The sequence below is a fragment of the Agromyces sp. NPDC057679 genome, assembly GCF_042799635.1.
Classification (GTDB): Bacteria; Actinomycetota; Actinomycetes; order Actinomycetales; family Microbacteriaceae; genus Agromyces.
Genome location: NZ_JBHVIK010000002.1, coordinates 289,128 through 308,582 on the forward strand (window position 1 = coordinate 289,128; position 19,455 = coordinate 308,582).

The 19,455-nt window shown below is 71.5% G+C and carries 12 protein-coding genes; 7 read left to right on the forward strand and 5 right to left on the reverse strand.

Features of this window, described 5'->3' with window-relative positions:
* Window positions 1-13: 13 nt before the first annotated feature.
* Window positions 14-1,387 (forward strand): APC family permease, encoded by a 1,374-nt coding sequence (locus tag ACFVAJ_RS08270; protein WP_376944607.1) that lies wholly within the window; start codon window positions 14-16, stop codon window positions 1,385-1,387.
* Between the two features lie 77 nt (window positions 1,388-1,464).
* On the opposite strand, the gene ACFVAJ_RS08275 is transcribed toward ACFVAJ_RS08270, so the two are convergent.
* Window positions 1,465-2,166: a YceI family protein gene (locus ACFVAJ_RS08275; RefSeq protein WP_376942983.1), complete on the reverse strand. Its 702-nt coding sequence runs from the start codon at window positions 2,164-2,166 to the stop codon at window positions 1,465-1,467.
* 119 nt (window positions 2,167-2,285) lie between these two features.
* Here ACFVAJ_RS08275 and ACFVAJ_RS08280 point away from each other — a divergent pair, with 119 nt between their 5' ends.
* Window positions 2,286-2,801, forward strand: coding sequence for a hypothetical protein (locus ACFVAJ_RS08280; protein ID WP_376942984.1), 516 nt, complete (start codon window positions 2,286-2,288; stop codon window positions 2,799-2,801).
* A 31-nt stretch (window positions 2,802-2,832) separates the two neighbouring features.
* Here the strand turns inward: ACFVAJ_RS08280 and ACFVAJ_RS08285 are convergent, their stop codons facing one another.
* Both ACFVAJ_RS08285 and ACFVAJ_RS08290 read right to left on the reverse strand, forming a co-directional pair.
* Window positions 2,833-3,867: an LLM class flavin-dependent oxidoreductase gene (locus ACFVAJ_RS08285; protein WP_376942986.1), complete on the reverse strand. Its 1,035-nt coding sequence runs from the start codon at window positions 3,865-3,867 to the stop codon at window positions 2,833-2,835.
* A 92-nt stretch (window positions 3,868-3,959) separates the two neighbouring features.
* A complete protein-coding gene (locus ACFVAJ_RS08290; protein ID WP_376942988.1) occupies window positions 3,960-5,555 on the reverse strand; it encodes a hypothetical protein in 1,596 nt (531 codons plus the stop codon).
* Between the two features lie 221 nt (window positions 5,556-5,776).
* On the opposite strand from ACFVAJ_RS08290, the gene ACFVAJ_RS08295 reads away from it, so the two are divergent.
* From ACFVAJ_RS08295 to ACFVAJ_RS08305, 3 genes are all read left to right on the forward strand, one after another.
* Window positions 5,777-8,005, forward strand: coding sequence for an ATP-dependent Clp protease ATP-binding subunit (locus ACFVAJ_RS08295; RefSeq protein ID WP_376944609.1), 2,229 nt, complete (start codon window positions 5,777-5,779; stop codon window positions 8,003-8,005).
* 222 nt (window positions 8,006-8,227) lie between these two features.
* Window positions 8,228-11,485, forward strand: a complete 3,258-nt coding sequence (locus ACFVAJ_RS08300) for a M36 family metallopeptidase (protein ID WP_376942990.1) — start codon at window positions 8,228-8,230, stop codon at window positions 11,483-11,485.
* Between the two features lie 116 nt (window positions 11,486-11,601).
* Window positions 11,602-12,069 (forward strand): aromatic ring-opening dioxygenase LigA, encoded by a 468-nt coding sequence (locus ACFVAJ_RS08305; RefSeq protein ID WP_376942992.1) that lies wholly within the window; start codon window positions 11,602-11,604, stop codon window positions 12,067-12,069.
* Between the two features lie 7 nt (window positions 12,070-12,076).
* Here ACFVAJ_RS08305 and ACFVAJ_RS08310 read toward each other — a convergent pair whose 3' ends face one another.
* Window positions 12,077-13,351, reverse strand: coding sequence for an MFS transporter (locus tag ACFVAJ_RS08310; RefSeq protein ID WP_376944611.1), 1,275 nt, complete (start codon window positions 13,349-13,351; stop codon window positions 12,077-12,079).
* Window positions 13,352-13,420: 69 nt separating this feature from the next.
* Here ACFVAJ_RS08310 and ACFVAJ_RS08315 point away from each other — a divergent pair, with 69 nt between their 5' ends.
* Entirely contained in the window at window positions 13,421-13,894 is a 474-nt protein-coding gene (locus tag ACFVAJ_RS08315) for a heme-degrading domain-containing protein (protein WP_376942994.1), read from the forward strand.
* 73 nt (window positions 13,895-13,967) lie between these two features.
* Here ACFVAJ_RS08315 and ACFVAJ_RS08320 read toward each other — a convergent pair whose 3' ends face one another.
* On the reverse strand, window positions 13,968-17,693 hold the full coding sequence (locus tag ACFVAJ_RS08320; protein ID WP_376942996.1) for a discoidin domain-containing protein: 3,726 nt from the start codon (window positions 17,691-17,693) through the stop codon (window positions 13,968-13,970).
* A gap of 173 nt (window positions 17,694-17,866) precedes the next feature.
* Here ACFVAJ_RS08320 and ACFVAJ_RS08325 point away from each other — a divergent pair, with 173 nt between their 5' ends.
* On the forward strand, window positions 17,867-19,450 hold the full coding sequence (locus tag ACFVAJ_RS08325; protein WP_376942998.1) for a carboxylesterase/lipase family protein: 1,584 nt from the start codon (window positions 17,867-17,869) through the stop codon (window positions 19,448-19,450).
* Window positions 19,451-19,455 lie beyond the last annotated feature (5 nt).

Consider the following 19,455-nt stretch of genomic DNA (forward strand, 5'->3'; position numbering starts at 1 on the left):
GCGCCGCGGCGTCATGAGCGGCCCCGAGCTGGCCGCGCAGGCCATCGCGAACATCGCGCCGAGCGCCGTCATCGCGTTCACGGCCGCCGGCATCTACCTCGGCGCCGGCAACGGCACGATGCTCTCGTTCGTGCTCGCGACCCTCGTGATCCTCGCCGTCGGCTACTGCGTCGCGGTGTTCGCGAAGCGCCACGCCTCGGCGGGCTCGCTCTACACCTACGTCGCGAAGGGGCTCGGCCCGTTCGGCGCGTACCTCGCCGGCATCGCCCTGCTCGTCGGCTGCTGGGGCATCGCGGCCGGCTCGCTCGGCGGCGCGGTCTCGTACATGAACCAGTTCCTCGTGCTGATCGGCATCCCGGCCGAGGGCGTCGGCTGGTCGATGGCGCTCGCCGTGGTGCTCGGCGGCCTCGCGACGCTGTTCACCATCCGGGGCATCCGGCTCTCGGCGCGCGTCTCGCTCGTGCTCGAGCTCGTCTCGGTCACGATCATCCTCGTCCTGCTCGTGCTCGCCCTCGTCTGGGCCGGCCCGGCGGCATGGGACCCGGCGCAGTTCTCGCTCGAGGGAGTGCCGTTCCAGGGGGTCGCCGCGGGAATGGTGCTCGGCATCCTCGGCTTCGTCGGCTTCTCCTCGGCCGATGCGCTCGGCCGTGAGGCGAAGAACCCGTACACCGCGATCCCGCGCGCGATCATGTGGAGCGCGGTCACCGTCGGCATCCTCTACGTATTCTCGGCGTACACGCAGATCGCGATCCTCGGCGAGGACCTCGCGACCGTCGCGAGCCCGCTCGAGGCCATCGCGACGCAGATCGGCATGCCGGCCTGGTTCGCGCCCGTCCTCACCTTCGGCGTCGGCGCCTCGTTCTTCGCCGTCGTCGTGGCCCCGCTCAACGTCGTCGGCCGCATCGTCTACGTGATGGGCAAGGAGGGCGTCGTGCCCGAGCGCTTCGGCCGCACCCACGATCGCCACCTCACGCCGCACCGCGTGCTGCTCGTCGCCGGCCCCGCCGCGATCGCCCTCGACCTCGTGCTCCTCGGCATCGGCGTGAACCCGATGGACATCGTCGTGTGGGTCGACACCTACGGCACCTACGGCTACATGGTCGCCTACGCGCTCGTCGCGATCGCGTGCGTCGCCTACACGCGCCGCGAGAAGATGCGCAACGGCCTCGTCTGGTTCTGCGCGGTCGTGTCGGTCGGCGCGATGGCCTACGTGTTCTTCGCGAACGTCTGGCCGGTGCCCGCCTGGCCGCTGAACGTCATCCCGTACCTGTTCCTCATCACGATGGTCGCGGCGCTCGCCTGGTACCTGCACCTCGCGAAGCACCGCCCCGCGGTGATCGCGGCCATCGGCAACACCGAGACCGACGCGCTCGAGGGCGTCGGCTGAGTCTCGCCGAGCACTGACGGATGCCTCCCCGCGAACCCGCGGGGAGGCATCCGTCGTTCACCGGGGAGTCGGCCCGGTCAGCCGCGCTCGAGCTCGAGCGAGAACTCGACGAAGCCGTCGGGCTCCACCGAGACGAAGCCGAGGTCGGGCGCCTCGACCGCGAAGTCGGCGAAGGTGATCGGGATGCTGCCGGCCACCTGGCCGCCGGCGCCGTTCAGCACCGCCTCGAGCTCGACGGTGACGGGCCGCGTCACGCCCGCGAGGGTGAGCTCGCCCGTCGCCGTGACCTGCTGCACCTCGCCGGCGGCCGGGGCCGTCGCCACCGTGATCGGTTCGGTGAGCACGAAGCCCGCCGTCGGGAACTCGTCGGCGCGCATCGCGGTCGAGCGGAAGTAGTCGTCGCGGTTGCCCGAGTCGGTCGCGATCGAGGCCACGTCGACCGTGAACGAGGCCGCGGTGAGCGTGAGCCCGTCGACCGCGAGGTCGCCGGTCACCTCCTCGGTGCGACCGGTCACGGTCACGTCGGTGCCGTTCAGCACCTCGTCGACGCGGTACCCCGCGAAGGAGCCGTCGGCCACGACCCACGCGCCGCTGAGGTCGGCGGGCGCGCCCGAGGCATCCGCCGTCTCGGTGGGGGCGACGGTGACGCTCGGGGCGGCGTCGGCCTCGCCGACGACGAGGTCGCGGTAGATGACGGGGCCGGCGATCGCGGCGGTCGCGCCGAGGGTGAGCACCCCCGCGAGAATCGAGGCGGTGATGATCTTCGTGCGCTTCTGCATGCGGCTCCTGCTCGGGGCGTGGGGTCGTCGGAGTTCGAGCATGGCGTACGAACGTATGAGAACGCATTGAATCGCCCGAGAAGGTTTCCAAGTCGACGCGGATGCCCCAGACTGGCGCCATGAGCGACGACGAAGCCGCGACGGGATTCCCGAGCGACGACCCGCACCTGCTCGGGCCGGGGCTGCTGCCGACGCCCTTCACCGCGGCGGAGATCCGGGAGGCGAGCGGCTCGGGCAAGACCGTCAGGCTCGTCGTCGAGCTCCCCGACGGCGAGCGCTTCGAGCGCGTGAACCGCTTCACCGAGCTCGACGACGAGGGTGCCACGCTGTCGCAGTGGCGGCTCGACGGCGACGGCGCCGTCGATGGGCCGGTGACGAGCGAGCGGGTGACGTGGCTCGAGCTGCAGGAGCACGCGGCGTTCCCCGCCGAGCACACGACGCGCGGGGCCGAGGTGCTCGAACTGCCCATCGGTCACGTCGAGTGCGTGCTGTTCGAGGTCGAGCACGGGGAGAACCCGCAGAACGTCTCTCGGTTCTGGTTCGCGCTCGAACACCCCGGCATGCCTGTCCGGTACGAGATCCCGATGCCGTCGGGGGTCGTGCGCACGACCGTCGTCGCGATCGAGCTCGACTAGGCGAGTCGCCGTCGCTCGACCTGGCGACCGCTCAGCCGGCCGACGCGGTCGTCGGCCGCCAGCCGAGGCTCGGCGCGACGTGCTCGGCGAACGCGGCGACGAGCCGCAGGTTGAACTCGACGCCGAGCTGGCTCGGGATGGTCAGCATGAGCGTGTCGGCCTCGCGGATCGCGGCGTCGCGCAGCAGTTGCTCGACGAGCTTGTCGGGCGCGGCCGCGTAGGTCTTGCCGAACGTCGAGCGGATGCCGTCGATCATGCCGACCCCGTCGCCGTCCTGCCGGCCGCCGAAGTAGAGCTCGTCCTCGGCGGTCGTGATCGGGAAGATCGAGCGGCTCACCGAGGTGCGCGGTTCGCCGGGATGCCCCGCCTCGCGCCATGCGTCGCGGAACGCCCGGATCTGCTGCGCCTGCAGCTCGTCGAACGGCAGCCCCCGGTCTTCGGTGAGCAGCGTCGACGACATGAGGTTGACGCCCGCGCGGCCGGCCCACTCGGCCGAATCGCGGTTGCCGGCGCCCCACCAGATGCGCGAGCGCAGGCCCGGCGAGTAGGGCTCGATGCGCTGCATGCCGCGCCCGCCGAACGGCGACGAGGCATCCAGCTCGGCCATGCCCTTGCCCTCGATCGCCTCGAGGAACCGCGCGAAGTGCTCGCGCGCGAGGTCGGCGCCGCGCGGGTCCTGCGAGCCGGTGTAGCCGAAGGCCTCGTAGCCGCGCACGACCGACTCGGGTGATCCGCGGCTCACGCCGAGGGCGAGTCGCCCGCCCGAGATGAGGTCGACGGCTGCGGCGTCCTCGGCGAGGTGCAGCGGGTTCTCGTACCGCATGTCGACGACGCCCGTGCCCATCTCGATGCGCTCGGTGCGCGCGGCGATCGCCGCGAGCAGCGGCATCGGCGAGGCCTGCTGGCGCGCGAAGTGGTGCACGCGGAAGTAGACGCCGTTGACGCCCAGCTCATCCATGCCCTGGGCGAGGTCGATCGCCTGCAGCATCGAGTCGGCCGCCGAGAGCTCGCGCCCGCCGCCGAGGGGTCCGTAGTGTCCGAATGAGAGCGTTCCGAAGCGTTCCACGTGAAACCGGAACGCCGTGCCGCGCACGTCTATTCCTACGCATGGATGCCTCGGCCGACGCGCGGTCGGGGGGTCGACGCGTGAGACGCGCCTCAGGCTCGCGACCGGCGGCGTCGCAGGCCGGCCCCGATCACGAGCAGGGCGATTCCGCCTGCGAGGGCAGGAGCGAGTGGGAAGCCCGTGGCCGGAAGGCCCGCGGCGCCCGGCGGTGCGGGCGGGGCCGTGGCGGGCGCGGTGGGTGTCGGTGTCGGCGTGGGTGTCGGTGTCGCGCCCGGGATCACCGTGATCGTCGCGGTCGCGGGTGGGGAGATCACCGGTCCGCCGGGCGCCTGGGCGGTCGCGGTGGCGACATTCGTGACCGAACCGGCATCGGCGTCGGCCTCGGTGACGGTGTAGCTGCCCCGGCACACGGTGGTGTCGCCGGGTTCTCCGGCCGGGGCGAGCTCCTGGGCGTCGCAGACGATCCCGGAGATGCGGTCGTCGTCGATGACGAGGTCGGCGACCGGGATCGTCGAGAGGTTGGCGACGTCGTAGGTGTAGTCGGCGACCTCGCCCGGGGTGTAGCTCCGCGAGTCGTCGACCGTCTTGGTGAGCTGCAGCTGCACGAGCGGATCGACCGCCTGCACGACGACGTTCCGAATGAGGTGCACGTCGTTGAACAGCCCGGTCGAGGCGCTGAAGCCGAACTTGTAGCTCGCGGGCGCGGGTTGCGGGGCGGCGAACTCGAGGACCTGGACGGAGCCGGCGCCGTCGTTGAAGTCGATCGACACGGTGACCTGCGGATCGGGAGCCGGCGAGATGTGCACCGTCACCGTTCGGCGGGTCGGCTCGAGGAGCGCCGCCGCCTCGGCAGGGGTCGCCCCGGTGAGATCGGGGGCCGGTCCGTGGAGTTCGCCTGGCAGGGTCGAGGTCCACGGACCCGTCGTGGTGAACTGGTCGGCGGTCGCCGTCAGGAAGCAGTAGCCCTGGGTGCCGTCGCCCGGGCCGCGCACGGTCACCATGTTCTCGCCGGGCGCCGGGTTGTAGAACGCCTCGCCGGAGGGCGAGCGCACTTCGCAGCCGTCGCCGCGCCGCTCCCAGTCGCCGAAGAAGTTGCCGAGCACGTCGAGGCCGATGCCGAGGTAGCCGCCCTCGACGCCGGGCAGGAAGGGCGGGTTCGGTTCGAAGCCGGGTTCCTTCTGGGCGTAGCCGAGGCTGCCCCCGAATGCGCCGGGGGCGTCGAGTGTGGTCTCGCCGTCGACGAGGAAGAAGGCGATGCCGTCGGCGGCGGCGATCGTGTTCGAACCGTACTGCCACTGCTCGAAGGTGATCTCGACGCCCTGGGTCGCCGGGATCGGCACGTCGTAGAGCACCGCGCCGGCCTGGTCGTTCAAGCGGTCGGTCAGCCGCAGGAAGCCGTCGGGTGCGGCGTCGTTCGGCGGGGCCGCGGGGCCCGGTGCCGGGCAGCCGAGCACCGGGTGCAGCCCGACGGGGGTGGCGAGCACGGTCGGTGCGCCCGTCAGGCAGGCCGAGCCGTACGCCTGGAAGCCATCGATCGTCGTCGCCCCGCGGAAGTCCTCGTCGACGACGATCGGACCGGACGCGGCGGCGAAGGCGGGCACCGCTCCGGCAGCGGCGCCGCACAGCAGGGCTCCGGCGATGATGGCGATGCCGGCCGTCGTTCGAGCGCGCGCTCGTATGCCCCCCATGACGCCAGCATAGGCGAGGTGCCGAAGATATTGCAGGTGAGCGGGCGAATCGCGGGATGGGGAAGTGCCTGCGCCGTGCCGACGATGCTGGCGCGCCCCGTGGCATCCGTCTACCGTGAAGGCGGGGGAGATTCCGGACGGAATCCGGAATACCGGCCCACTTCGCAAAGTTGAGTTCAGTAGACTCAAGTTTTGAACGAAGGGAGCATTGAGTGGCAAACATGCAGGGCGCGCCGAACACGCAGGAAGAGCAGAAGTCGGCGCTCGAACAGTTCGGCGTCAACCTGACCGACCTCGCGAAGGCCGGCAAGCTCGACCCGGTGATCGGCCGTGACGCCGAGATCCGCCGCGTGAGCCAGGTGCTGACCCGTCGTACCAAGAACAACCCCGTGCTCATCGGCGAGCCCGGCGTCGGCAAGACCGCCGTCGTCGAAGGCCTCGCCCAGCGCATCGTCGCGGGCGACGTCGCCGAGTCGCTGAAGCACAAGCAGCTGGTCTCGCTCGACATCTCGGCCCTCGTCGCCGGCGCCATGTACCGCGGCCAGTTCGAGGAGCGGCTGAAGGCCGTGCTGAAGGAGATCAACGAGGCCGAGGGCGGCATCATCACCTTCGTCGACGAGCTGCACCTGCTCATGGGTGCGGGCGGCGGTGAAGGCTCGGTCGCGGCATCCAACATGCTGAAGCCCATGCTCGCCCGCGGCGAGCTGCACCTCATCGGCGCGACCACGCTCGACGAGTATCGCGAGTACATCGAGAAGGATGCCGCGCTCGAGCGCCGCTTCCAGCAGGTGTACGTCGGCGAGCCGAGCGTCGAAGACACGATCGCGATCCTCCGCGGGCTCAAGGGCCGCTACGAGGCCCACCACGGGGTGACGATCTCCGACGCCGCGCTCGTGGCCGCGGCATCCCTGTCGAACCGGTACATCACCGCGCGCCAGCTGCCCGACAAGGCCATCGACCTCATCGACGAGGCCATGTCGCGGCTCAAGATGGAGATCGACTCCTCGCCCGTCGAGATCGACCAGCTCAAGCGCCAGGTCGATCGCATGAAGCTCGAGGAGCTCGCCCTCAAGAAGGAGAAGGACGACGCCTCGAAGGAGCGGCTCGCGAAGCTGCGCGAGACGCTCGTCGAGCAGGAGCGCGAGCTCGCCGGTCTCGAAGCCCGGTGGGCACGCGAGCGCCAGGGGCTCAACCGCGTCGGCGAGCTCAAGAAGCGCATCGACGAGGCCGTCACGCAGCGCGACCTCGCGCTGCGCGCCGGCGACTACCAGAAGGCGTCGAAGCTCGAGTACGAGACGATCAAGAACCTGCAGCGCGACCTCGAGGCCGCCGAGCAGGCCGACGCCGCAGGCGACGCCGGAGGCGAGCCGCGCATGGTCAACGAGCAGGTCACCGATGAGGACATCGCCGCCGTGATCGCCGCGTGGACCGGCATCCCCGTGGGGCGGCTCATGCAGGGCGAGACCGAGAAGCTGCTGCACCTCGAGGCCGAGCTCGGCAAGCGCCTCATCGGGCAGAAGCGGGCCGTCGCGGCCGTCGCCGACGCGGTGCGCCGCTCGCGCGCGGGCATCAACGACCCGAACCGGCCGACCGGCTCGTTCCTGTTCCTCGGCCCGACCGGCGTCGGCAAGACCGAGCTCGCGAAGGCGCTCGCCGAGTTCCTGTTCGACGACGAGCGCGCCATGGTGCGCATCGACATGTCGGAGTACGGCGAGAAGCACTCGGTCTCGCGACTCGTCGGCGCCCCTCCGGGGTACGTCGGCTACGACCAGGGCGGGCAGCTCACCGAGGCGGTGCGCCGTCGGCCGTACTCGGTGATCCTCTTCGACGAGGTCGAGAAGGCGCACCCCGAGGTGTTCGACGTGCTGCTGCAGGTGCTCGACGACGGCCGGCTCACCGATGGGCAGGGCCGCACGGTCGACTTCCGCAACACCATCCTCATCCTGACCTCGAACCTCGGCTCGCACTACCTCATCGACCCGTCGCTGAGCTGGAGCGAGAAGGAGCAGGCCGTCATGCAGACGGTCAGGCAGTCGTTCAAGCCCGAGTTCGTGAACCGTCTCGACGACCTCGTCGTGTTCTCGGCCCTCAGCGAGCAGGACCTCGCCGAGATCGTGAACCTCTACATCGACCGGCTCACCGCTCGCCTGCGCGACCGGCGACTCGCGCTCGGCGTCACGCCCGATGCGCGCGCCTGGCTCGCCGAGCGCGGCTACGACCCGCTGTACGGGGCACGGCCGCTGCGCCGGCTCATGCAGCGCGAGATCGACGACCGGCTCGCCCGGGCGCTGCTCGACGGCAGCGTGCGCGACGGCGACACGGTCGTGGTCGGGCTCGCCGACGACGGGGAGTCGCTCACGGTGACTCGCGCGGACGAGGCGGCCGACGCGAAGGGCGACGGCGCCGGCTTCGACGACGAGATCGTCGAGGCCGAACTGCTCGACGACTGAGATCGCTCCGGGGCATCCGACCGCATGGCGGCGGATGCCCCGTCGCCGTCTCCGGGCGGATGGGCTGCCCCCAGTCCGGGGGAGTGGAGCGCCATACGTCCCCCGATCCGCGTGGTCGATGTCCCCCGTGGGTAACGTGACGGCCGGCTCGTCCGAGGGCCGCGCCGCGGGGCGATCGGGGGGAACGTCCCGCGGATCCCCGGCGTCCCTCCGGAGGTCGTCGTGACCCGTTCATCTGCCGTGGTTGCCGCACTCGCCGCATCCGCGCTCATCGTCGTCCAGCCCGTCGCCGCGTTCGCGGCACCCGGCGCGGAAGCGCCGCCCGATCCCGCCGAGGAGTTCGGCACCGCCCTCGTGGCGTACGACTCCGCCGGCGACGTGCGCTCGGTGCTGAACCCGACCGGACCGCTCACCGAACCCTCGGACGCGGCCGCCGAGGACATCGCGCTCGGCTACCTCGCCGAGCATCGCGACGCATTCGGGCTCGACGGCGCCGGGCTCGAATCACTCGCCGTCGACGAGGTCATCACCGACCCGAACGGCGTCAGCTACGTGCAGTTGCGTCAGGCCGTCGACGGGATCCCGGTGCACCAGGCCGTCATCACCGCGAGCGTCGACGCCGACGGGCGGCTCGTGCACCTCGGCGGCACGACCGCCGACGTCGCGCCGGCGACACCTGCCGCACCCGAGGTGACGGCGGCCGAGGCGATCGCCGAGGCCGCGGGCGTGGCATCCGGTGCCGAGGTCATCGCCGAGGACCTGCCGGACGCCGCGCAGACGACCGAACGCGACAGCGTCGAGGTGCCGAACTCGATCGCCGTCGAGGGACTCGTCGACCCGACCCCGCTGAAGGCCGAGCAGCGCTGGTACATGGACCACGACGGGCGCAGCCTGCGCCTCGCCTGGGTCACCGACGTCGAGGTCTCGGGCGAGGTGTGGGTCGAGTCGGTCGTCGACGCCGCCACCGGCGAGGTCCTCGCCGAATCCAGTCGCTACGCCGAGGTCGGCCCCGAGGGCGACGTCTTCGACGAGGAGCATCCCGAGGCGGCGGGCGCCTCGCGCGAACTGCATCCGTTCACGGGCATCAACGGCACGTGGGTCGACGACACGACCACGAGCGGCAACAACGTGAACGCGTATCGCGACCTCGACGACAACGACGCGAACGACGAGTACCAGCCGAACACCCCGGCCTCGGGCGACCCCGGCTACCAGGTCTTCGACTACCCGTTCACCGATGCCTGGGCGGTGAATTCCGACTCGAGCCAGGCGAGTCTCGACGCCGACCTCGACGCGATCATCACGCAGCTCTTCTACTACACGAACGTGATGCACGACTACACCTACGAGCTCGGCTTCACCGAGGCGTGGCGCAACTTCCAGGTCGACAACTTCGGCAACGGCGGCAGCGACGGCGACCCCGTGCTCGCCGAGGCGCAGGACGGCTGGGACTTCGGCTGCGTCGACAACGCGTCGAACCCGATCCGCTGCATGAACAACGCGAACTTCGGCACGCCGGGTGACGGCTCGAGCCCGCGCATGCAGATGTACATGTGGTCGCTGCCGTTCCGCGACGGCTCGCTCGACGGCGACGTCATCGCGCACGAGTTCGGTCACGGCGTCTCCACGAGGCTCGTCGGCGGCGGCAGCTTCGACTACGGCGACGACCAGACCGGCGCCCTCGGCGAGGGCTGGAGCGACGTGGTCTCGTACCTGAAGTGGAATGACGCCGTGGTCGGCGAGTACGTCACCGGCGACGCGACCACCGGCGTGCGCAACGTCGCCTACGACACCTCGCCGCTCGTCTACTCGGACTACAACGCGTACGTGCCGGGGCCGAACACCTCGCCGCACGGCAACGGCACGATCTGGGCGACCATGGTCTACGCCGTGCGCGCCTTCCTCGGCGTGCCCGTCACCGAGCAGCTCGTCATCGACGGCATGAAGAACACCGCGGGCGGCGCGAAGCCCACCTTCGTCGACGCGCGCAACGGCCTGCTCGCGGCCGACATCGCGACCAACGGCGGCGACAACGTCTGCGCCATCTGGTCGGCGTTCGCGCAGCGGGGACTCGGTGAGGGCGCGGTCGCAGCGGGCACGAACGGCCATGCCGCGCAGGTGAACGACAACACCCTGCCCGCCGCGTGCGCACCGACCGCCGACGCGGGTGGCCCCTACGCCACCGACGAGGGCACGGACGTCGCCGTGTCGGGCTCCGGCTCGAGCGCGGGCAGCGACCCGAGCGCCGGCGCGATCTCGGCGTGGGAGTGGGACTTCGACGGCGACGGCCAGTACGACGACGCCTTCGGCTTCAACCCCTCGTTCGACCGGGTCGGGCAGGACGGCACGTTCACGATCGGGCTGCGGGTCACCGACCTGTACGGCAACACCTCGACCGACACGGCCGAGGTCGACGTGGCGAACGTCGAGCCGGCGGTGGCGATCGACCCGGTCGCGCCGCTCGACGAGGCGACCCGCACCGCCACGATCACGGGCGTGATCACCGACCCAGGGTGGCTCGACGACCTGTCGGCGACGATCGACTTCGACGACGGCGCCGGCCCGCAGCCGTTGACGGGCACCGAGGAGAACGTCCGCCCCGATGCGACCCTCGAGTTCGAGACGAGCCATGACTACGGCGACAACGGGGCGTTCGACGTCGAGGTCTGCGGCTCGGACGACGACGTCACCGTGTGCGAGTCGGTCGTCGTCGCGGTCGCCAACGTCGACCCGTCGATCACGATCGACACGTCGGGCACGCAGGGCTACGACGGGGTCGAGGCGTTCGTGCTCGATGCGGGCGGCAGCGTCACGATCCCCGTGACGGCGACCGACCCGGGCAGCGACGACCTCACCGTCGTCTGGGATTGGGACGACGGCACCACGAGTGACGAGACCTCGCTCGTGAACCCGCCGGCGCTCGACCCGCCGAAGTCGCCGACCGTGCAGCCGCGCGACGTCGATCTCTCGGCCGATCACGTCTACACCGAGGCCTGCCTCTACGACCTCGTCACCGAGGTGACCGACGACGACGGCGGCTCGGCGGCCGACGAGGCGGCGATCGTGGTCGTCGGCGACGGCACGAAGTCGAAGCAGCACGGGTGGTGGCTGAACCAGATGCGCGTGAAGAACGGCAACGACTTCACGACGGCCGAGCTCGAGTGCTACCTCGACATCGCGGTGTTCTTCAGCACCGTGTTCGACACCCCGCTCGACCGTGACGACGCCGTGGCGATCTTCCACTCGCCGCCGAAGAACGATGCGGCCGAGCAGTTCGACCAGTTCCTGCTGGCAGCCTGGCTGAACTTCGCGAACGGCTCGGTCGACCTCGCGACGCCGGTCAAGGTCGGCGGCGTGACGACGACATGGGGCGACGCGATGCTGGACGTCGAGACGGTGCGCACGAACGCCGCCTCGACCCCGCAGCAGCTGCGGCAGGCGAAGGGCACGCTCGCCTCGCTGGCGACGACCAGCGGCTGAGCGTACGCGCCGAGCGGCCACGCGGCATCCGTTTTCGCATCGGATGCCGCGTGGCCATGTCGCTGCGGCGTCCGACTCGCTAGGTTGGCCCTGAACGACGGTTCGAAGGGGGAGTCATGTCGGAGCAGTTCGAAACGGGTGGAGCGGTGCTGAACCGCACCCAGGTCAACGTGGTGCGACTCACGGGGCTCGCCGGCATCATCGGCGGGATTCTGTTGGTCGTCGTCGCGGTCGTCGCATGGTTCGCGGTGTCGGCGCAGTTGCGGGCCGAGAACATCGTGATCTCCGACGACGCGCCGATCTTCGCGGGCAAGGTCGTCGACGGGCCGATCGACGCCTACGTGCAGGCGGAGGTCATCAACACGCACGCCCTCGAGATGGCCGACGGCCAGACGTACGCCGAGCTCGACATGGACGACCCGGTCCGGGCGACGGTCATGGACGCCTCGTTCCTGCGTGCCTCGCTGTTCACCTCGGTGGTCGCGTTCGGCGTGGCGCTGTTCGCCGCCGGTGCCGGGGTGCTGTTCCTGTTGTTCGGCTGGTCGATCCGCGTGCTGGTGCCGCCGCTGCCGAAGACGTCGTAGCGGCCGCTCAGTCGGAGACGGGCTCGGGCGGCGCGGGCGTCGCCCGAGCCTCGGGCACGCCGTTCGCGCCCGCGGGGATCCGGCGCTCGACGGCGAGGGCGAGCAGCATGATGCCGACGCAGCCGAGCACCATCACGCCGATGTACCAGGCGTCGAGGCCGTGCTCGAGCAGCACGCCCGCGGCGACCGGCCCGGCGATGGCGCCGCCCTGGAAGGCCGCCGAGTTGATCGCGTTGTAGCGCCCGCGATTGCGGTCGGAGGCGAGATCGTTGTAGACCGCGGGCACGGTCGGCTGCAGCATCGTCTCGCCGAAGGCGAAGACCCCCATGAAGGCGAGCACGCCGATCGCGGCGGCGAGCGTGTCGGGCAGGAGGCCCGCGCCGCCGAGCAGGAGCCAGGAGACGGCCCACACGAGCGCCATGACCTGCATGACGCGGGTGCGGCGGTGCCCGCTGATGAGCTTCAGCACGGCGAACTGCAGCAGCACGATGACGGCGGTGTTGATGGCGAACGCGAAGCCGATCACCTGCGTCGAGACCTCGGCGACCTGGCGCGCGAAGGCCGGGAACCCCGCCTCCATCTGGCCGTAGCCGATGAACACCGCGATGAAGGTGAGCAGCGTCAGCCACAGCACGACCGGCTGCCGGATGATCTCGCGGTAGCCGCCGACGGGCGGGGCGTCGGCGTCGTGCTCGCCGTGGGTGCGCACGTGGCGCAGCGGACCGAGGAGCAGCGCCATCGGGATGAGGCTCGTCGCCGCGTCGACGAGGAAGATGGTGGTGAAGGTGCCCGGGTCGTCGACGTCGATGAAGAAGCCGCCCACGATGCCGCCGACCCCGATGCCGAGGTTGACGAGCGCGAAGTTGATGCCGAAGTACTGCTGGCGCAGCTCGCCCTCGACGATCGAGGCGATGAGCGCGTTGAAGCCCGGCCACGAGACGCCGAAGTTGATGCCGATGAGCACGAGCGCGACGGCGGCGACGGCGGGGGTCGTCGCGAAGGCGAGCAGGGCGCAGCCGATGATCATCGCCGAGAGGCCGACGAGCAGCACCACCCGGGCGCCGAAGCGGTCGATGAGGGTGCCGCCGGGGCCGGTCACGACGAGCCCCGTGATCGCGATGAGGCTCATGAGCGCGCCCGACAGTCCGAGCTCGAAGCCGCGCACCTCGTGGAGATAGATGATCGTGAACGGCAGCGTGAGACCGCGCCCGAGCGTCTGGATGGCGACGGTCGACAGCAGCCAGCGCCCCTCGGTCGGCAGGGCGGCCCAGAACGTCTTCATGCCGGTCACTCAGACATCTTGGCGGAAACCACCGACATCGGCGGACCGGGGCGGCGGTACGCTTCGAGCATGAGCGAACTGCTCGGCCGCCTCGAGGCCGAAGACGACGAGTTGCGGTTCGCCGCGTTCACCCTCGACGACGCCTGGGTGCTCGGCACCCGGCTGCGCGCGACCGCCGCCGAGCGCGGCCTGCCGATCGCGATCGCCGTCTGGTTCGGCCGGCAGCGCGTCTTCCATGCGGCGCTGCCCGGCGCGAGCGCCGACAACGACGGCTGGCTCGACCGCAAGCACCACGTCGTCGAGCGCTACGGCACTTCGTCGTTGCGGGTCGGCGAGGAGTTCCGGGCGAAGGGCGAGGACTTCGACACCCACGCCCGGCTCGATCCGCAGCAGTTCGCCGCGCACGGCGGCGTCGTGCCCCTGCGGCTCGTCTCGGGTGCGCTGATCGGCGCGGTCGGCGTCTCAGGGCTCCCACAGCTCGACGACCACGAACTCGTCGTCGAGCACCTCCGCGCGATGCTGGGCGAGGCGCCCGAGCAGTGACGGTCCGCCCGGGCTCCCGCCCGGACGGACCGCGGCCGTCGCGTCTTCGCCGGTGAATGCACCGGCGGACGGCTCACCGACTCGGTCGGCCGCCGCGATCGGGGTCGTCCGCCCCCGGAACGAGCACGCGCAGCGCGATCAGGCCAGGGTCGCCCTCGGCCCACTCGGTGGTGATCGCCACGTACCGCGCCGTCGCATCGACGACCGCTGACCCGCGCGGCGCACCGGCCTTGATCGATCCGACCTCGCGGAACGTGATGCCGTCGTCGCTCACCGACACGGTCGCCGCCGGGGCGCCGCCGTCGTCCCACTGCGTGGTGACGGCGCCGATCGGCTGCGCCGAGCCGAGGTCCGTGACCATGCGGCCGTTCGCCCCCGGGATCCATGCGGTGCGGGTGTCGCCGTCGACGGCGGCCTGCGGCGAGGTCATGCCCTCGGGCAGCACGGATGCCGGGAAGGTGAGCGTGCTCAGCGCCAGGTCAGGCACCGGGAACGGGGTCGCGTCCCGGAACGACGTCGCGGCCGCGACCTTCGGCTTGCGCACGGGCAGCGTCCGCGTCTCACCGGTCTCGACGTTCGTCACGTCGAGCGTCGGCGGGGCCGCTGCCGCGGCACGGGCGTCCCCGCCGTCCGGCCGCACGACGCGCACCGTGCGGCCGTCGATCACCGACACCGAGACGCCGGCCGCCTGCGCGGCGGACGCGGTCGGCACCGTGGCGCGCGGGGCGAGCACGACGGCGTCGCCCGCGGGCACCGTGACGGTGAGGTTCGAGTCATCCGATCCGAGCACCTGATCGCCGGCGAACAGCGCCACGGTGTCGCCGACGTAGGGGACCGTGACCTCGGTCGTGACGTCGGCGCCGGTGAGGTTGAAGGCGGTGAGGTAGCCGTCGAGCGAGCTCACGAGCAGTCCGTCGGCGCTCGGCTGCGGCGCGGCGTCCTGCGCGGCCGTCGCCTCGGCGTCGCCCGGCACCATCTCGACGAGCATCGGGTCGTCTCCGCCGCCGAGGCGCACGGTGTTGATCCCCTCCTTCTCGCTCGACACGGTGATCGGGGCCTGTCCGCCGCGCACGACGTAGCCGGCCGTGCCCTCGACGTTGATCCACGACCCCTCGGTCGTGGTGACCTGGTCGCCCGTGTAGCGGAAGCTCGCGGCATCCTGCCAGGCCTCACCGTCGGCCGAGACCTGGATGCGGTACTCGCGACCGGCCGAGACCTCCCAGCCCAGCTGGACCTGCGCGATCGCGGTGGGGGCGCCGAGGTCGACCTGGATCCACGAGTCGGCCCGGGTGCGGTCGGCGCGCGACACGGCCCAGCGTGAGGCGGGGTCGCTGTCCGTCACGCTCGACGGGGCGCGCCCCGAGTCCGCACTCGACGCGGTCGCAGGGCGGCCCGCGGCGGCGTCGACGCCGGCCGCGGTCAGCGCGCGCATCGTGTAGAGCGAGTAGCCGTAGGCGGGGTCGCCCTGCACGCCCTGCATGCGCACGAACCTCGCCTCGACCGGAGCCGGTGAGGTGGCGCCGGCCGGGGTCAGGTCGACCGTGTCGAGGCGCGCGACGTTGGCGTCGGCGCTTCCGGTGTAGGCGGTCTGCGTGGTCCAGGTCTGACCGTCGGACGAGGTCTGCACGAGATAGCGCTCGCCGGCGCTCGCCTCCCAGGCCAGACGCACCGAACCGACGGTCCGCTCCGCGCCCAGGTCGACCTGGATCCACGAGTCCGCACGCGTGCGCTCGGCGACGGCGACGGCCCAGCGGGTGGTGGGGCTGGCATCGGTGACCGTCGCGGCCCGACGGGCCGGGTCTTCGCTCGAGGCGGTCGCGGGCCGTCCGGCGGCGAGGTCGGTCGTGGCCTCGGCATCCGTCCCGTAGGCGTGCAGCGAATACAGCGAGTAGCCGTAGCGGGCGTTGCCCTGCTGGCCCTGGATGCGCACGTAGCGGGCAGGCACCGGGGCGAACGACAGGTCGTCGATGCGGGCGGCGTTCGCGTCGGCCGGGTTCGGCGGCGTCACGACGGGCAGGGTGTCGGTGGCCGACCCCTCGGCCGTGGAGTACGTGCGCGAGCCGTCGAGGCCGTTGTAGCCGCCGAGGTCGAGGTTGCGCACCGAGACGGTGCCGTCCTGCCAGCCGGCACCGGTCGAGGCATACAGCGCCGCGCCGCTCGGCAGCGTCGCCTGGCCCGCGTAGCCGTCGCCGATGCGGAAGACGGACGCCGTGCCCTCGAAGCCGTCGCGCGGCTCGGTGTAGGTGCTCGTGTTCCTGACGTCGACGGTCGCCGCCGAGTTCGGGTACAGGTACGGCGTCGCGCCCGACAGGGCGAACAGCCACGAGTCGTGGCCCGGAACCCAGGGGAACTTCAGGAAGCCCTTCTTGCTGGACGCCGCGGCCCACGCGTTCGCGGACTGCTGCACCGAGAGCCCGGGGCCGGCGCCGAAGTCGCGCACGCCGGCGAGGCGGGCGAAGAACTCGTCCTGCGGGGTGGCCTCGACGACGCCCTCCGGCGACTCGGCGGCCTCGACGTGCAGCAGGTACGAGATCGCGATCTCGGCGCGCGCCTCGGGTTCGTACTTGGGCTCGCCCGAGAACTTGGCGAGCCGGTCGACCGGCGCGTACGCCTGGTAGGCCTCGAGCGACGCGGCCATGTTCGCCTCGGCGCGCACGGCGTCGGGGTCGCGCAGCACCTGGCCGAGGAAGGCCATCGGGATCACGTCGCGGCCGTAGAGGTACTCGCGGTCGTTGACCATCGGCATGAACGGCTCGCCCTGGTTCGACATCACCATCTCGATCGAGCGCCAGAGTTCGGCCGAGTTCGGCTGGTGCTTCAGGTACTCGGGGATCGGCTCGTCGTTCAGGATGAACTGGATCGCGTTGCGCCCGCCCGAGCGCCAGATGTCGGACTGGTAGTGCGGGCCGAACGACCCGTGGTTCTCGACGAGGTACGTGTCGTAGATCGTCTGCAGCGTGTTCGTCGACACGGGCTTCCCGGCGACGACGGCCGGGTTGTTGACGTCGGCGGTGGGCTGGCCGGCGGCGTTGCGCGCCCAGTCGACGAGCTGCTCGGTCCAGCGCGAGGCGTCCGCATGGTCGGGTGCCCAGGCGAGACCGGGGGCGAGTGCCTGCGTGTACACGCCCGCTTCCTCCTGCGCGGTGTCGCCCACGTGCTTGCCGGTCGGCCAGTCGGCCGTCCACGAGCCCGAGAGCGGGTCGTCGCCGTGGTCGAGGTCGGACGTGTAGGCCGACTGGCCGACGGCGATCGTCTCGAGGTTCTGCTGCGTCGTGGCGTCGAGCCGATCCCACAGCACGCGCCCCGCGTCGAGGAAGTACGACTGGAACGTGGAGTCCCAGAACATCTTCTTGCCCCAGGTGCCGTTCGGGTCGACGAAGCGGTTCTTGGCGGCGTAGTAGCGGATCGTGTCGATCGTGCGCTGGGTGAGCTGCTCCTTCGAGATGCCGGTGATCTCGGCGTCGTAGTCGCCGTGCGTGACGATCACGGCGTTGCCGAGCACGACCGCGAAGTTGAAGTCCTTGAACTGGTACGCGTTGATCGCCGGGTCCCAGACCGTGTTCACCCAGCGCGTGTGGCGCAGCAGGGCGGCGTAGTAGTCGGCCGCGATCCCGTCGGGGGCGCCGAAGGCGGCGGTCTTCACGAACGGGGCGGCGGATGCCTGGGCTGCGGGTGCGAGGGCGGCCGGCGCGAGGCCGGCGAGCGGCGCGGCGAGGGCTGCCGCGACGGCGAGGACGACGGTACGTCGCCACCGGGGTGTCTTCGCGCAGTGAGCGGTGGTGGGGCCGGAGGGGGCCATGGTGTCTCCTGGAATCGGCGGGCCTTCGGGGTGCCACGTGCGGATCGACAGGAGTCACGTCTTGGGATTCTTGGAATGACAGCGCTGTCACAATGGCTGCGGCCAGAGTAGCCCGGGCGTGGGTGGGGCGTCAAGCACCGGCGGCGTTCACCCGGCGGTCGTACCATGCGCGCATGACGTTGCGTGCGACGCCCGCCCTCCGTGACGACCTCGTCGTCACGACCGACACCGGTGCCGTCCGCGGGGTCCGCCGCAGCGGGGTGCGCCGCTGGCGGGGCGTCCCGTTCGCGGACTCGACCGCGGGCGCCGGCCGGTTCCGCGCCCCGCGCCCCGCGCCCGGCTGGGACGGGGTCCGCGACGCCGCACGTTTCGGCCCCGTCGCCCCGCAGCTGCGGCACGGCCAGTTCATCGGGGCGGCGCCGCACCTGCCGCGCAGCGAGGACTGCCTGAGCCTCAACGTCATCGCGCCCGACGACTCGGATGCCGCGGGGCCCGGGCGCTCCGTCATGGTGTTCCTGCACGGGGGCGCCTACAGCGTCGGCTCCTCGGGCGAGTACCCGCGCCAGGGCGAGCGGCTCGTGCGCCGACACGGGGTGGTCTACGTGAGCTGCAACTACCGGCTCGGCGCGCTCGGCTGGCTCGACCTGCGCCGCTACGCGAGCGCGGGGCATCCCATCGAATCGAACCTCGGCCTGCGCGACCAGATCGCCGCGCTCGAGTGGGTGCGTCGCAACATCCGCGCCTTCGGCGGCGACCCCGACCGGGTGACCCTCTTCGGCGAGTCGGCGGGCGCCAACTCGGTGACGACGCTCCTCACCGTGCCCGCGGCCGAGGGGCTGTTCGCCCGGGCGATCGCGCAGTCCTCACCCGCGAACGCGGTCTACTCCGCCGAGACCGCCCAGGCGTGGGCGGGGGAGTACGTGCGACTGCTCAGCCGCATCGTCGACGACGACGACCTCGACAGCGAGGCGCCGATGGACGCCGCCGTCATGCTGCGCACCGCCGACCCGGAGCTGCTCGCCCGGGCGACGACCGAGCTCGCGGTGCGCACGCCCGACGAGAACCCCGGCACGATCAGCCTCGCGCCCGTCATCGACGGCGAGTTCCTGCCCGAGCGGCCGCTCGACGCGTTCAAGTCGGGGCGGGCCCACCGGGTGCCGCTCGTCATCGGCACGAACGACCGCGAGGGCTCGCTCTTCGAGGGGCGCATCGACATCCTCCCGACGACGAAGCCGCGCATCCGCGCCATCTTCGCGAACACGCGCAAGCCCGCCCGCAAGGCGATCAAGCGGCAGTACCCCGGCCTGCCCGAGCGGCGGCCGGCGGCCGACTTCGCCGGCGACTTCACCTTCTGGTACCCGAGCGTGAAGCTCGCCGAACGGCACTCGCGCTTCGCGCCGACGTGGTGCTACCGCTTCGACGCGGCGCCCCGCATGGCGAGGCTGCTCGGCCTCGACGCGACCCACGGCCTCGAGCTCTTCGCCCTCTTCGAGAAGTTCGACACCCCGGTCGGCGCCGGGCTCACGGTGCTCGGCGGGGGGCGCATGTTCCGTGCGGTCGGGCGTCGCATGCAGGCGCACTGGGCCGGGTTCGCCGAGCGCGGCGAACCGCGCACCGAGGCGGCCGGATGCCTCGACTGGCCTCGCTACGACGAGGAGCGGCGGCTCACCCTGATCCTCGACGGCCGCGACCGCATCGAGGCCGACCCGCGCGGCGACCGCCGGATCGCGTGGCAGCGCTTCGTGCCGCACGTGTGAGTCGA